Source organism: Methylomonas sp. EFPC3 (assembly GCF_029643245.1).
GTDB classification, from domain to species: Bacteria; Pseudomonadota; Gammaproteobacteria; order Methylococcales; family Methylomonadaceae; genus Methylomonas; species Methylomonas koyamae_B.
This window is the reverse complement of record NZ_CP116398.1, coordinates 1,386,544-1,400,069: the sequence shown is the minus strand read 5'-3', so window position 1 is coordinate 1,400,069 and position 13,526 is coordinate 1,386,544. Positions and strand designations below refer to the sequence as shown.

The window sequence follows — 13,526 nt, the reverse complement described above, 5'->3', positions numbered from 1 at the left end:
TATGCCTTGTTAAAAAAATAGTAAAATCGGATAAATAAATTTATTTCATAGAAAATAGCGATGTATTAAGGCCGTGGATAGAATCAATTACCAGCACCTTTACTATTTTTGGGTCGTTGCCAAACATGGCAGCATCAGTGCTGCCTGCGAGGTATTGCATTTGGCCCAGCCTACCATCAGCGGCCAATTGGCGATATTCGAGCAGGCCGTAGGCTGCCAATTGTTCGTCAAACAGGGGCGGAAATTGGTGTTGAGCGATACCGGGCGTGCGGTATTTCACTATGCGGAGGAGATATTCAGTCTGGGGCGCGAGTTGACGCACATGCTGAAAGGCGGCGGCGGCCGCGGCATGCGCTTGAATCTGGGTATCAGCGATGCATTGCCTAAATTGTTGTCTTACTGTTTGGTCGAGCCTTTGTTGCGGATGGCCGAGCCGGTTCAAATCCATTGTCTGGAGGACAAGACCGAGCGTCTGCTGGCCGAGCTGGCCCTACACGGCGTGGATCTGGTGTTGTGCGACGTACCGGCCACGCCGGCCAGCGGTGCCCGAGTATTCAACCATTTTCTGGGCGAGTCGCAGGTGGCGATTTTTGCCGCTCCGGCGCTGGCCGAACGTTACCGCCGCGACTTTCCGCGTTGTCTGAACGGCGCGCCGTTTCTGTTGCCGACGGCTAATACCGCATTGCGCCGCTCGTTGGACCAATGGTTCGATGTCAATCAAATCAGTCCGACGGTGCAGGTCGAGGTCGAAGACAGCGGCTTGTTGAAGACCTTCGGCGCCGGCGGCAGCGGCTTGTTTTTCTCGCCGCTGGCGGTGGCGGGGGCGATCGAGAACCAATACGGAGTGCGCACGTTGGGCATCGCCGACGGCGTGGTCGAGCGGTTTTATGCAGTGACCGCACAGCGGCGGCTGAAGCATCCGTTGGTGAATACGATTTTGGAGCAGGCGCAAAAAGGCTTGTTCGGCTTGTTGTCCGATACTGCGTCCGTTTCGGACTCGGCCACTGTTAGCCGCGCTTAGGCGTCCTCGCTGAGGCTCGGTTAGGGTCGGCCGATTTGCCCCGGTTTTTGTAACCTAGTAACCTTTAACGATCTTAACCAAGCGCGTCACTGTCATGGAACACTTGATCTGGAATATCGATCCGATTCTGGTCGATTTCGGTTTTTTAAAAATTCGCTGGTACGGTTTGTTGTTTGCCTGCGGTTTCGTCGGCAGCTTTTTGACCATGCAATGGATTTACCAGCGCGAAGGCAAGAACGTCGAAGAGCTGGATACCTTGCTCTGGTATATGGTGATCGCTACCATCCTCGGCGCCAGGCTTGGGCACACGCTGATTTACGATCCGGGTTATTACCTGTCGCACCCGCTGAAAATCCTGGCGGTATGGGAGGGCGGCTTGGCCAGCCACGGCGCCACCCTGGGCATCATTCTGGCGTTGTATCTATATCGGCGCAAATACGGCGATAGCTATTTCTGGTTGCTGGACCGGGTCAGCATTCCGACTGCATTGGCCGGCGCCTTGATCAGAATCGGCAATTTTTTCAATTCCGAAATTCTGGGTATCCCGACTGCGCAGCCGTGGGGTGTGGTGTTTTCTCGTGTCGACCACTTGCCGCGCCATCCGGTGCAGCTTTACGAAGCGTTTTGCTATCTGCTGGTTTATGTCGTTTCATTGCGAATTTATACCAAGCGCGGCGGCCAGCCCGGCTTCGTATTCGGCAGCTTTATTGCGATGCTGTTCAGCGTCCGTTTCGTACTGGAGTACTTTAAAACCGAGCAAGCCATGTACGACAACGGTATGGCGATCACCACCGGCCAGTTGCTGAGCGTGCCGTTTGTATTGGCCGGAATCGGTTGTATCGTCTGGTCGTTCCGTACGCGGGAATCCAAACCGGTCGGCTAATCGTTTATAATCACCGGTTTTTTATCTGCGCCGGGTTCTTTGCCCGGCGTTTTGTTTGAGCATAGGTTCATGCAAGAAATTAATCCGATTAAATACAAGATTGCCGATCTGCGCGAGCGTAGCGCCGGGTTGAAGAACTATCTCGATTTCGACAGCAAAAGCGAACGGTTGGTGGAAGTTTTGCGCGAACTGGAAGATCCGGCGATCTGGAACAAACCGGAACAGGCGCAGGCGATGGGTAAGGAACGGGCGATGCTGGAAGGTATCGTCAATACCATCAAGGATCTGGAGCAAGGCCTGAATGATGCCGAGGAGTTGTTGGCAATGGCGGTCGAGGAAAACGACGCCGATACGGTCGATACCGTCGCCAGCGATCTGGAAGGCTACGAGAAACAGGTCGCCAATCTGGAATTCCAGCGCATGTTCAGTGGCGAAATGGACCCCAACAACGCGTTTCTGGATATCCAGGCCGGTTCCGGCGGCACCGAGGCGCAGGATTGGGCATCGATGATAGAGCGCATGTATTTGCGCTGGGGCGAGGCCAAGGGCTTTAAAACCGAACTGATCGAAGAATCGCCGGGCGATGTGGCCGGCATCAAGAGTGCGACGATTAAATTCGAAGGTCCGTATGCCTTTGGTTGGCTGCGTACCGAAACCGGCGTGCACCGCTTGGTGCGCAAATCGCCGTTCGATTCCGGCAACCGCCGCCATACTTCGTTCGCGTCGGTTTTCGTCTCGCCGGAAATCGACGATGATATCGAAATCGACATCAACCCGGCCGATTTGCGGATCGACGTGTATCGCGCCAGCGGCGCCGGCGGCCAGCACGTCAATAGAACCGAATCGGCGGTGCGGATTACCCACGCGCCCAGCGGCATCGTCACCCAATGCCAAAGCGACCGCTCGCAGCACAAGAACAAAGACACGGCGATGAAGCAGCTCAAGGCCAAGCTCTACGAGATGGAAATGCTGAAACGCAGCGAAGGCTTGCAGGCGATTGAAGACTCCAAATCCGACATCGGCTGGGGCAGCCAGATTCGCTCCTACGTGCTGGACCAATCGCGGATCAAGGACCTGCGCACCAACGTCGAAACCGGCAATACCCAGGCAGTATTGGACGGGGCGTTGGATCAGTTTATTGAGGCGAGCTTGAAGAGCGGGTTGTAAAACGAACCTTACCTGAACCGGAGGGAGTAATGAAAAATTTTCAACGGATTACTTTCGACCAGAATCTAATGGGTGGGAAACCTTGCATACGCAGCCTTAGGGTCACCGTTGGTACTGTGGTCGGTTTGGTTGCCAGCGGTTATTCGGTGCAGCAGATTCTCGATTTATACCCTTATTTGGAGGCTGACGATATCACCGAGGCGTTGCGCTTTGCGGCTTGGCGAGCCGAGGAAATCGAATTGCCTTTGCACGCGGCGTGAAACTATTGCTGGATATGAACTTGTCGCCGGCCTGGGTGCCGGTGTTGGTTGGCGCGGGGTTCGAGGCGGTGCATTGGTCAGAAATAGGCGCGGCAAATGCCGCTGATCACGTGTTGTTTGGATGGGCGCGTGAGAATGGCGCCGTGGTTTTTACCCATGATCTGGACTTCGGGACTTTGTTGGCGCTGACGGGGGCTGAATCGCCCAGTGTGTTTCAAATTCGCACTCAAAACATCGCACCGCAAGCGTTGGGGCCGCGGGCAATCGAGTTGTTGCGCCGTTTTCATACCGAACTCGAGAACGGCGCTCTGGTCGTTGCCGACGAGTTACGCGAACGGGTGCGCTTGCTGCCTCTGGACCGATAGTTAATTTTTATTTTTGCTTTAGTTTTTAAAAACATGTCAGAACTCGAACACGACGAACAGGAACAGATTAAACAACGCCGGGAAAAACTGAATGCCATCCGCGAGGAAGGCATCGCGTTTCCGACAGATTTTCGCCGCAACGTGGTGGCCGGAGAATTGCTCGCGGAATATGGCGAAAAATCCGAAGAGGAATTGTTGGCCGAGCCGATCAGGGTCAAGATTGCCGGTCGGATGATGACGCGCCGCATCATGGGCAAGGCCAGTTTTTGCCATTTGCAAGACATGTCCGGCCAGATTCAGGTTTACGTCGCGCGCGACAACCTGCCGGAGGGCGTCTATAACGACCAGTTCAAGAAGTGGGATATCGGCGACATTCTCGGGGCCGAAGGTACCTTGTTCAAAACCAAGGTTGGTGAGTTAAGTGTCAAGGTCGATGATATTCGGCTGCTGACCAAAGCCTTGCGGCCGTTGCCGGAAAAATTTCACGGCATCGCCGACCAGGAGATCAAGTACCGTCAGCGTTACCTTGACTTGATCATGAGCGACGAGGCGCGCAAGACTTTTGTCATGCGTTCGAAAATCGTCAATTACATTCGCGATTTTCTGGTAGCCCGCGACTTCCTGGAAGTGGAAACGCCGATGATGCAGGTGATTCCGGGCGGCGCGACGGCGCGGCCGTTCACGACTTTTCACAATGCGTTGGATATGGAATTGTATCTGCGCATCGCGCCTGAATTGTATTTGAAACGCCTGGTAGTCGGCGGCTTCGAACGCGTGTTCGAAATCAACCGCAATTTCCGTAATGAGGGCCTGTCGACCCGGCATAATCCGGAATTCACGATGCTGGAGTTCTATCAGGCCTACGCCGAATACGGCGACTTGATGGATTTGACCGAAGCCATGCTGCGCGGTATTGCTGAAGATATCGTCGGTAACACTCAAATCGAGTACCAAGGTGAAACTTACGATTTCGGTAAGCCGTTTGCGCGGATGACCGTGCTGGAATCGATTCTGCATTTCAATCCCGATTTGACGCTGGTCGATTTGACCAGCCGCGAAGCGGCGGTCAAGGTTGCCGAAAATCTGAAAATCCCGGTCAAGGACAGTTACGGCCTGGGCAAGGTGCAGATCGAGATTTTCGAGAAAACCGTCGAGCACCGTTTGATGAACCCGACCTTCATCACCGCCTATCCGGTGGAAGTGTCGCCGCTGGCGCGGCGCAACGACAACGATCCGCACGTCACCGACCGTTTCGAGTTCTTCGTCGGCGGCCGCGAGATTGCCAACGGCTTCACCGAGTTGAACGATGCCGAAGATCAGGCCGAGCGTTTCCGCAAGCAGGTCGAGGAAAAAGAGGCCGGCGATAACGAAGCCATGCATTACGACGCCGATTACATCACCGCGCTGGAACACGGCATGCCACCGACGGCCGGCGAGGGCATCGGTATCGACCGGTTGGTGATGTTGTTCACCAACTCGCCGAGTATCCGCGACGTGTTGCTGTTCCCGCATATGCGGCCTAAACATTGACGGAATAATTGGCGTAACACCGGCTACGGCCGCGCCGTTGCCGGTTTTGTGCGGCCGCCAATCGCGAAAATTAATCTTACGGGAAGTGAATCATCATGAGTGTCGAAGCCAAACAATTCAAAAATGCGCTGAAATTATGGGCCAGCGGCGTCACGGTGGTGACCACTCTGAGCCGGGAAAACCAGCCTAAGGGCATGACCGCGACCGCCTTCAGCAGCGTATCGCTGGAGCCGCCGCAAATTCTGGTGTGCCTGAATCAGGCGACCGATACCGGCGCTGCGCTGTTGGAGAGTCGCCGCTTTGCGGTCAATATCCTCGGCGAAAGCCAGGAAGACGTCTCCAACCAGTTTGCCGGCAGTACCACGCAGGAGCAGCGGTTTGCTGCCGTACCCTGGCAAGCCGGAGAAAACGGTGCGCCGGTCTTGGACGAAGCACTGGCGGCTTTGGAATGTCGGGTGGTGCAGCAAATCCAGGCCGGAAGCCATTGGGTGGTGATCGGCGAAGTGGACCGCGTTGTCTGCCGCGATGGTGATCCGTTGCTTTACTACCATTCCGCGTATCGGCGGGTGGCTGCGACCGACTAATTGGCGGGCGGTTTGCTGATTTGTCGCATTGTTGGGTTTGCGACAAATTTACTAGGATTTGTAAGGGAAAATATTGAACCCGGTTAGCGGGTCCCGTTAAAGCGCCGCGAAAGCAGCGGTATTTCCGATTTCACAACTGGCAGAAATTTTGCTTCCGTGTAAATGGATTCTATCCATTTTTAGTGTTATCACGGAGTTAACAATGTCAGTAAAGGTTATCAAAGAATTTTCCGAGAAAGCCAAAGCCGATGAGGCTTTGAAAGAAAAGCTCAAAGCTTGCTTGAAAATCAAAGAGTTGATTTTACTGGGCAAGGAATACGGTTTTGAGATTGATGAGGTCTCGTTATATCCGCCAAATGAACCGCAATTCGTTGAGGAACAGCTGTCGGAGAGACTGGTCAAGGCCTTGCTCAGGGCTTAAGCGAGCCCGACCGCCTCTCGCCGCTTGGCGCGGGGCGGTATCCCAACCGGCTGTTGCGGCCGGTAACCCCAAAACGACTCCAAGGCGGTAAACTATCCGGCTGTCTTCGAGGAGTTTTTCCACATGTTCAATCCCACCGCCAGGCCCCAGTTGATGGGGATACTCAATGTGACTCCGGATAGTTTTTCCGACGGCGGCAAGTTTACCGGTGTGGCGGCAGCCGTGAGCCAAGCCGAGAAAATGATCGCCGAGGGTGCCGACATCATTGACGTCGGCGGCGAGTCGACCCGGCCCGGCTCCGATCCGGTCACCGCGGAAGAGCAAATTCGCCGGGTAGTACCGGCTATTCGTGCAATTCGCCAACTCGATCCGACGCTCAGAATCAGCATCGATACCATGTCCAGCCAAGTGGCGGCGGCCGCTCGCGATGCCGGCGCCGATATCATCAACGACGTATCGGCCGGGCAGGGCGATAGTGATATGTTGGCTTTCGCCGCCCGCAGCGGCATGCCCATCATTCTGATGCACATGCAAGGCGAGCCGAAAACCATGCAGGAGAACCCCTGCTACGAGAATGTCGTCGAGGAGGTGGCGGCAGCCTTGCAACAACGCATCGATGCGGCTTTGAATGCCGGGATTGCGGCGCAGAATATCGCCATCGATCCCGGTATCGGTTTCGGCAAGCGTAAGCAGGATAATTTGCAGCTATTGGCGCATCTGCAGCGGTTTGTTGCGATGGGGTATCCGGTGCTGTTGGGCGCCAGCCGCAAGCGCTTTATGGGCAATATCTGCAATGTCGAACAACCCGCCGAGCTAGTCACCGCTACGGCGGTAACCACGGCCCTGGGCGTGATGGCCGGCGTGCGGATGTTTAGAGTGCACGACGTCAAAGCCAATCGCCAGGCCATCGATGTGGCCTGGGCGATCAAAACGGCGCAGTGAGCGGCTTACATCCGCGGCTGCAAGCCTTTCAAACTCAATTGCAGCCGTCGCCGTTGACCCTGATCGACGATGCGATCGTGTCCGGGTGCGGTATCCAGCTTTGGTTGAAGCGCGACGATTTGTTGCACCCGGTCGTGTCCGGCAATAAATGGCGCAAACTCAAATACAGCCTGAACGATGCGTTGCATCGGGGCGCCGATACCGTACTCAGCATGGGCGGAGCCTATTCCAACCATTTGCATGCCTTGGCCTTCGCCGGCCGCGCTTTGGGCTTAAACACGGTGGGCTACATTCGCGGCGAGCGGCCGCCGGAACTGAATCCAACGTTGCAGGATTTGGTGGCCTGGGGCATGGAGCTGCGTTTTCTGTCGCGCCAGCACTATCGGCAATTGCGCGCCTTTAGGACCCCCGACAGCCTGCCGGGCCTTAAACCGGGCGAATATTGGCTGCCTGAAGGCGGAGCGCTGGATTTGGCGTTGCAGGGCGTCGCCGAATCGGTCGCCGAAATCGATATCGGCTTCGATACTCTGGCCGTTGCCTGCGGCACCGGCACCATGTTGGCGGGTTTGATCGGCGCTGCGCCGCCCGGCACCGAATTGATCGGCGTCGCCGCGCTGAAAGGCGGCGAATTCCTGATCGAAGACATCCAGTCCTTGTTGGATGCTGGCGGCGCTGCCAACGATGCCGTATGGCGGATTGTGACCGAATACCACTGTGGCGGCTTCGCCAAGACCACCCCGCAATTGCTCGATTTCATCGTAGATTTTCAACGTCGGCACGCTATCGAGCTGGAACCGGTTTACACCGGTAAATTGCTATATGCGCTATACGACTTGATCGCGCGCGGCTATTTTCCGGTCGGGCATCGTATCGTTGCGATGCATACCGGCGGCTTGCAAGGCAAGCGCGGTAACGCTTAACCGCCGGAAAAACCAAGCGTATTGAGTCGCGGGGCAAAATAGCGATAATAACGGCTGCCCAAAATAATAACGATAGGTGGCACCGTGGCGACAGTAAGCCTGACCAACCCCCAACCCGACATAGCCCGGCCGATGGCGGTGTCGTTCCGTTTTCTGCTCGGTTTGTACGCCATCGTACCGCTGAGTTTGGTGCTGGTGTGGCTGGATAGCGCCGGATTCGACCACGCCTTGCGCGAAGCCTTGCCGACCAGTCCCAGCCATTTCCTGTTGTTCCAAGTCTTGTTCGGCACACCGCATATCATCGCCAGTAATTTACTGCTGGCCAGCCACACCGAGTATCTGGCGACTTACAAAAACAAGCTGATCGGCATGACCGGCTTTATCGTGTTGTTTTTCGGGGTCGGCAGCCTGTTCATTCCGTATCGGGTGTTGTATCTGATCAGCGCCTGCTGGACGGTTTACCACGTGTTGAAACAACAGCACGGCGTCGCCAAGGCCGTTTGCCGTTTGCCGAACCGGTTGTTTTATCTGCAATTGTGGCTCAGCGTCAGCGCCGGAATCTTTACCTATATCGGCATCTTCATGCACAACAGCCTGGAGCCGGAACAAGCCGCCCGGGTGTTGCAGGTTGCGGTATTGCTGACTGCGGCCTTGTGTATTTCTACGCTGGTGTGCCAACGCTATGTATCGAACCGTTTGGGCTGGTATTTTTTGTGGGCGAATACCTTGTTGGTGGTCGCCAGTTGTTACGTCTACAGCCAGCAATATTACTTTTTGGCGATTTTGATGCCGCGCCTGGTGCATGACATTACCGCCTATAGTTTTTACGTGACCCACGACGTCAACCGCCACGGCATCCGCCCGGAAAACGCATTGTTCCGGGTAGCCGCAAGTTGCCGGATTCCGGCGGCGGTGGTATTGCCGCTGTTATCGTTTATGTTGACTTACCTGTTGCAGGCTTACGGCGACGACTTGGTGAATCTGTTGCTACAAACCCTGTTCGCGACGCAGGTCTACAAGGCGGTTACCTTGGGGCTGATCGGTTATCTGGCCTTGATGCACTACTACACCGAAGCCTTCGTCTGGACTGCCGGTTCACCGTTGCGGCGCTACATTCGGTTTAGCGGTGTCTAGCCCGTCGCCGAGAATCGCCCGGAACGGCTACGGCATCGGCTATGCCGTCGGCAGTTGTGCTTTGGGGGCCGTGCTGGTCGCCGGCGGGGCAGGCGGTGTCTGTGCCATCGGGCGGTTTGCAGCGACGGCAAACTGGCCGGTTACCGCTGGGGAATCGAACGCAAAGCCGAGTTGTTGAAACGCGAGCGCGAGGCTTTGACCGCCCGGCGTTAGGCGAGGCTTAGACGCCGATGTCTTCGTTCCAGAGTTCGGGACGGGCGGCAATGAAATCCCGCATTAATTCGATGCAGCGCTGGTCTTGGATTATTTCCAGCCTTACGCCGCGTTGGCGCAGTAATTCTTCTTCGCCGACGAAGGTTTGGTTCTCGCCGATTACGACGTGCGGGATGCCGTATAGCAAAATCGCGCCGCTGCACATCGCGCAGGGCGACAAGGTGGTGTAGAGCACGCTGTCGCGGTAGACCTGGGCCGGTAAGCGGCCGGCATGTTCCAGCGCATCCATTTCGCCGTGCAGAATGGCGCTGCCCTGTTGCACCCGGCGGTTATGGCCGCGGCCGATGATACGATTCTGATAAACCAGCACCGAGCCGATCGGGATGCCGCCTTCCGCCAAACCGGCTTCGGCTTCGGCGATCGCGGCTTGCAGAAAGGCGTCCATAACCGGCAGTTCAGTCCAGCGTGTAACCGACTTTGATCGTGACTTGCCAGTGGGCGATTTTGCCGTCGGCGATATGGCCGCGGGTTTCGATTACTTCGAACCAACGCATATTGGCCACCGATTCGCCGGCCTTGGCCACGGCGTTTTCCACCGCGTTTTCGATGCTGACAGTGGACGAGCCGGTTAATTCGATTTTTTGGTAGACATGGTCTGGCATGGCGGCCTCCGCAAAAATTAGAACAATGCCTGGAAACGGCGCGCGGCTGCGAACGGGTCGCCGTCGAATACGCCGCCGATGACGGCGAGTAAGTCTGCACCGGCTGCCAATAGCTGTCCAGCGTTTTCCGGCAATATGCCGCCGATCGCGACGATAGGGACTTGCAAACTGCGCTTGGCTATTTCTAGCGTGCCGATTTCGGCCGGCGCGGCCAATGGCTTGGAGCCGGAAGGGAAAAAGCGGCCGAAGGCCACGTAATCGGCGCCGGCGGCGACGGCCGCTGTCGCTCTGCCGATGTCGTTGTAACAGGACACGCCGATGATCGCGTCGGGCCCCAATGCGGCCCTGGCGGCCGCCAGGTCGCCGTCGTCGCGGCCCAAATGCACGCCGTCGGCACCAACCGCCAGCGCCAATTCGACGCTGTCGTTGATTAATAACGGCACCTGGTGCGCGTGGCAAACGGCCAACAGCTCGGCGGCCAGTTTGCCGGCATCCAGCGGATTTTTGTCGCGGTATTGAATCACGGCGGCACCGCCGCGTAACGCCGCTTCAACGTCTGCGACGACTTGAGCAATGGATTTGCCGTCCGGTTGGGTGATGGCGTACAGGCCTCTGCCGGGAAACTTCATGTCTCCACCCAAAATAGCCGGTCCGGATGATGTTGGCCTGTTCCGGGCAGGTAGGCCGCAGCCAGGGATTGCCAGGTAAATTCCTGGGCTTCGCTGACGGCGGTGAACATGTCCAGGCCTTGGGCCAGCAACGCGGCAATCGTGCTAGCCAGCGTGCAGCCGGAGCCGTGGTAGTGGTGGGGCAGGCGTTCCCAATTGAAGGTTTGGTTGAGGCCGTCGGGCATGTATAAACGGTTGTGTACCAGCTCGGAGTTTTCGTGGGTACCGGTGATTAGCACGTACTCGGCTCCGCGCTGTTGCAGCCAGCGCGCGCAGTCGGCCAGATCGGTTTGACCGGAGAGGCGGCGGGCTTCATCGCTGTTGGGGGTGAGTAAGGTCGTGAGCGGGAGTAGTTCGGAGACGATGACGTCTATCAACTGCCGGCCGGCCAACTCGGTGCCGCCGCCGGCAGCCAGCACCGGGTCCAGTACCACCGGAACGGTCGGATATTGCCGCAATACCTGGGCAATCGCTCTGGCGACTTCGGCGTCGCCGATCAGGCCGATTTTGCAGGCGGCAACTGTGAAGTCGTTTAACAGCGTTTCGGCTTGGCTGAGAATATCCTCCGCGCGCTGCGGAATCAGCTTTTTGACGTTGCGGCTGTCTTGTTCGGTCAGTGCCGTGACGATGCTGGCGGCGTGGCAGCGGTGGCTGGCGATGGCTTCGATATCGGCTTGAATCCCGGCGCCGCCGCTGGGGTCGTGGCCGGAAAAACACAATACGATCGGCCGGCTCATGCTGTGTCTCCGTTTAGCAAGGCCAGAAATTCCTGCTCGCTGATTACCTCGACGCCTTTTTCGCGGGCGGCGTTGGTTTTGTTGGCGCCGACATTGTCGCCGGCCACCAGATAGTCGGTCTTGGCCGATACCGAACTACCGACTTTGGCGCCCTTGGCTTTGGCTTGTTTGCTAAGCTCATCGCGGCTGCCGCTGTGCAAAGTGCCGGTAAATACCAGGGTTTTGCCGGCCAACGGGTGCGCGTTTTCGTCGGGTTGCGCCTGACTGGCCTGTAAGTTAAATCCCAGCGCCATTAAATTATCGAACAAGGGTTTGATATTGGCGAAGCCTTCGGTAATCACGGCGGCAGTTTTTTCGGCAAAGCCTTCGATCGCGACGATATCGGCTTCGCTCAATTCGAAGATAGCTTGCAGGGGGTAGTGGGCCAGCAAACGTTCGCAATTGCCCAAGCCCATGCGGAACACGCCGAACGCGGCCAGGAAGCGCCAGTCTTCGACCGCTTCGCGCCGGCTGCGCAACAACTGGTCGACCAGATTTTGCGATTGTTTCGGGCCGAAGCCCATGCCTTCGAATTGCTCGGCGCTGAGGGCGTAGATTTGGTCGACGCGGCGGATACCGTGTTCGTACAGACGTTTGATGCTGGCGGCGCCGAAACCGTCGTTGTTTTTCAATACCCTGAAGAAATGCTCCATGCTGTTGCTGATTTGTGCCGGACAAGCCAGATTGTTCGGGCAAAGCAGGTAGTCGTTATCCCAAATCAAGGCGTGGCCGCAACTGGGACAGGCCTCGGGGATGTCGGGTTCGGCCGGGCGGATGACCGCCTCGATTTTCGGAATCACCTCGCCGGAACGTGCCAGGCGGATCAGCGCGCCGGGACCTATGCCCTTGTCCAGCACCATTTTGTAATGGTGGGCCGTCGCCCGCGACAGCAGGGCGCCGCTGAGTCGGGTCGGTTCCAGCTCGGCGACCGGCGTAATCCGGCCCGAGCGCGAGGTTTGCGGCAAGACATGCAAAATTCTGACTTCGGCGGTTTCCAAATTTTCCTTGTACGCCAACTGCCAGCGGTGGTGGTGGCGGGTGGCGCCTAAATACGTTTTCAATCCCTCGTCGGCGATTTCCAGAATCACGCCGTCGACGTCGTAGTCGACTTTATGCCAGATGGTTTTGACGTGGCTCTCGAAGTCGGCGATCAATTCGGCCCAGGCGCCGGTCCAGGCCGGCAGTAACGCAAACGGATAAAATACCGCGGCATGGTCGTTGATGGCTTGTTGGGCGTGTTCGTCCAGCTCTTTTTCCTTGATCACGCTGGCCTGAAAATTCCGCGGGTTGTCGAAAAAGTCGGCCAGGTTCCGATCGAAATAACTGCGGCTGACCACGATTTCGCCGGCGCCCAGGCCGCGCTGGCCTTGGTTGGCAACTTGCAGGCCGCGCTCGAACACGCGGCTGATGTCCTGGCCTTTGCGGCCGTCGCCGCGGGTATACAGCATGCGGCCGTCGTCGTAGGCGGCGTAACCGTCCAGTTTTGGCGTGATCTTGAATTGCAGCTCGGCAAAGTTCTGGCCCAGTTCTTCCGCCGCTTTTTCGATGCGCGCCGCCCAGCGTTCGACTTCGTCGCGGCTGTAGGCCTTGTCGGTCGATAGCATCATCACCGGCAGATCGACGGTTTTACCGGCGAAGGCCGGTTCCGGCTCCACTTCGTGCAGCAATGGATGTTCTGGGTGGCGCTGTTTCAGTTCGGCCAGAAACACGAAATCGTAGTCGCTGTCGCTGATCGCCGGTTCGCCGCCGCGGTAGAGGGCGTTGGCGACTTTCAAAAAGGCGATCAACTCGTTGTCGGCGGTCGATTCGATTTGCTGCGGATGGCGACACAGCTCGCAAAAACGGTGTTCGCCGATGTCCTGCAACTCGTCTCCGGTTTGTTGGAGCAGGCGTTTTTGGCTGTCGCTGAGCATGCGGGTGGTTTGGAGTGGGTAGGGCGGCGATTATAGGAGGATCGCGCGGCAAAAAAAAGGCGGGAGA

General features: G+C 57.2%; 16 protein-coding genes. 11 read left to right on the top strand and 5 right to left on the bottom strand.

The genetic code is table 11. The features are described 5' to 3' along the window. The first annotated feature begins 73 nt into the window (after positions 1 to 73). The 11 genes from PL263_RS06300 (at position 74) to PL263_RS06250 (ending at position 9,227) form a co-directional block, all read left to right on the top strand. Entirely contained in the window at positions 74 to 1,021 is a 948-nt protein-coding gene (locus tag PL263_RS06300; RefSeq protein ID WP_278212184.1) for a LysR family transcriptional regulator, read from the top strand. 94 nt (positions 1,022 to 1,115) lie between these two features. After that, positions 1,116 to 1,904: a prolipoprotein diacylglyceryl transferase gene (lgt, locus tag PL263_RS06295; RefSeq protein WP_140913786.1), complete on the top strand. Its 789-nt coding sequence runs from the start codon at positions 1,116 to 1,118 to the stop codon at positions 1,902 to 1,904. Between the two features lie 69 nt (positions 1,905 to 1,973). After that, a complete protein-coding gene (gene prfB, locus PL263_RS06290; RefSeq protein ID WP_140913788.1) occupies positions 1,974 to 3,071 on the top strand; it encodes a peptide chain release factor 2 in 1,098 nt (365 codons plus the stop codon). A 29-nt stretch (positions 3,072 to 3,100) separates the two neighbouring features. Beyond that, a complete protein-coding gene (locus PL263_RS06285; RefSeq protein ID WP_278212183.1) occupies positions 3,101 to 3,331 on the top strand; it encodes a DUF433 domain-containing protein in 231 nt (76 codons plus the stop codon). Then, the gene (locus tag PL263_RS06280; protein ID WP_278212182.1) at positions 3,328 to 3,696 is read left to right on the top strand and encodes a DUF5615 family PIN-like protein; all 369 of its coding nucleotides are present in this window, start codon (positions 3,328 to 3,330) and stop codon (positions 3,694 to 3,696) included. Before PL263_RS06285 ends, PL263_RS06280 begins: the two co-directional genes overlap by 4 nt. 33 nt (positions 3,697 to 3,729) lie before the next feature. Further along, a complete protein-coding gene (gene lysS, locus PL263_RS06275) occupies positions 3,730 to 5,226 on the top strand; it encodes a lysine--tRNA ligase (protein WP_278212181.1) in 1,497 nt (498 codons plus the stop codon). Between the two features lie 95 nt (positions 5,227 to 5,321). After that, positions 5,322 to 5,810: a flavin reductase family protein gene (locus tag PL263_RS06270; protein WP_140913793.1), complete on the top strand. Its 489-nt coding sequence runs from the start codon at positions 5,322 to 5,324 to the stop codon at positions 5,808 to 5,810. A 202-nt stretch (positions 5,811 to 6,012) separates the two neighbouring features. Continuing rightward, complete coding sequence (locus tag PL263_RS06265) at positions 6,013 to 6,231, top strand: Nif11-like leader peptide family natural product precursor (protein WP_140913794.1); 219 nt, start codon at positions 6,013 to 6,015, stop codon at positions 6,229 to 6,231. 123 nt (positions 6,232 to 6,354) lie between these two features. Continuing rightward, on the top strand, positions 6,355 to 7,173 hold the full coding sequence (gene folP / locus PL263_RS06260; RefSeq protein WP_278212180.1) for a dihydropteroate synthase: 819 nt from the start codon (positions 6,355 to 6,357) through the stop codon (positions 7,171 to 7,173). After that, positions 7,170 to 8,093 (top strand): pyridoxal-phosphate dependent enzyme, encoded by a 924-nt coding sequence (locus PL263_RS06255; protein WP_278212179.1) that lies wholly within the window; start codon positions 7,170 to 7,172, stop codon positions 8,091 to 8,093. Before folP ends, PL263_RS06255 begins: the two co-directional genes overlap by 4 nt. Positions 8,094 to 8,177: 84 nt before the next feature. Beyond that, positions 8,178 to 9,227 (top strand): hypothetical protein, encoded by a 1,050-nt coding sequence (locus tag PL263_RS06250; protein WP_347568939.1) that lies wholly within the window; start codon positions 8,178 to 8,180, stop codon positions 9,225 to 9,227. 220 nt (positions 9,228 to 9,447) lie between these two features. Here PL263_RS06250 and PL263_RS06245 read toward each other — a convergent pair whose 3' ends face one another. From PL263_RS06245 to PL263_RS06225, 5 genes are read right to left on the bottom strand one after another with little or no spacing between them, the layout of a single operon-like run. Further along, positions 9,448 to 9,885, bottom strand: a complete 438-nt coding sequence (locus PL263_RS06245; protein ID WP_278212178.1) for a nucleoside deaminase — start codon at positions 9,883 to 9,885, stop codon at positions 9,448 to 9,450. Between the two features lie 10 nt (positions 9,886 to 9,895). Then, positions 9,896 to 10,102 carry a dodecin gene (locus PL263_RS06240; protein ID WP_054763253.1) on the bottom strand — a complete coding sequence of 69 codons (207 nt, stop codon included), beginning with the start codon at positions 10,100 to 10,102 and terminating at the stop codon, positions 9,896 to 9,898. A gap of 17 nt (positions 10,103 to 10,119) precedes the next feature. Continuing rightward, positions 10,120 to 10,731 (bottom strand): thiamine phosphate synthase, encoded by a 612-nt coding sequence (gene thiE / locus PL263_RS06235; RefSeq protein ID WP_278212177.1) that lies wholly within the window; start codon positions 10,729 to 10,731, stop codon positions 10,120 to 10,122. Next, on the bottom strand, positions 10,728 to 11,507 hold the full coding sequence (locus PL263_RS06230; protein ID WP_278212176.1) for a hydroxymethylpyrimidine/phosphomethylpyrimidine kinase: 780 nt from the start codon (positions 11,505 to 11,507) through the stop codon (positions 10,728 to 10,730). Before PL263_RS06230 ends, thiE begins: the two co-directional genes overlap by 4 nt. Next, entirely contained in the window at positions 11,504 to 13,459 is a 1,956-nt protein-coding gene (locus PL263_RS06225) for a BRCT domain-containing protein (RefSeq protein WP_278212175.1), read from the bottom strand. Before PL263_RS06225 ends, PL263_RS06230 begins: the two co-directional genes overlap by 4 nt. Positions 13,460 to 13,526 lie beyond the last annotated feature (67 nt).

What these genes read in the sequence shown, in the direction of transcription:
- thiE (WP_278212177.1), bottom strand. Translation starts at nt 10,731, where the DNA reads ATGAAGTTTCCCGGCAGAGGCCTGTACGCCATCACCCAACCGGACGGC.
- PL263_RS06270 (WP_140913793.1), top strand. Translation starts at nt 5,322, where the DNA reads ATGAGTGTCGAAGCCAAACAATTCAAAAATGCGCTGAAATTATGGGCC.
- PL263_RS06240 (WP_054763253.1), bottom strand. Translation starts at nt 10,102, where the DNA reads ATGCCAGACCATGTCTACCAAAAAATCGAATTAACCGGCTCGTCCACT.
- PL263_RS06230 (WP_278212176.1), bottom strand. Translation starts at nt 11,507, where the DNA reads ATGAGCCGGCCGATCGTATTGTGTTTTTCCGGCCACGACCCCAGCGGC.
- lysS (WP_278212181.1), top strand. Translation starts at nt 3,730, where the DNA reads ATGTCAGAACTCGAACACGACGAACAGGAACAGATTAAACAACGCCGG.
- PL263_RS06265 (WP_140913794.1), top strand. Translation starts at nt 6,013, where the DNA reads ATGTCAGTAAAGGTTATCAAAGAATTTTCCGAGAAAGCCAAAGCCGAT.
- lgt (WP_140913786.1), top strand. Translation starts at nt 1,116, where the DNA reads ATGGAACACTTGATCTGGAATATCGATCCGATTCTGGTCGATTTCGGT.
- folP (WP_278212180.1), top strand. Translation starts at nt 6,355, where the DNA reads ATGTTCAATCCCACCGCCAGGCCCCAGTTGATGGGGATACTCAATGTG.
- PL263_RS06225 (WP_278212175.1), bottom strand. Translation starts at nt 13,459, where the DNA reads ATGCTCAGCGACAGCCAAAAACGCCTGCTCCAACAAACCGGAGACGAG.
- prfB (WP_140913788.1), top strand. Translation starts at nt 1,974, where the DNA reads ATGCAAGAAATTAATCCGATTAAATACAAGATTGCCGATCTGCGCGAG.
- PL263_RS06285 (WP_278212183.1), top strand. Translation starts at nt 3,101, where the DNA reads ATGAAAAATTTTCAACGGATTACTTTCGACCAGAATCTAATGGGTGGG.
- PL263_RS06245 (WP_278212178.1), bottom strand. Translation starts at nt 9,885, where the DNA reads ATGGACGCCTTTCTGCAAGCCGCGATCGCCGAAGCCGAAGCCGGTTTG.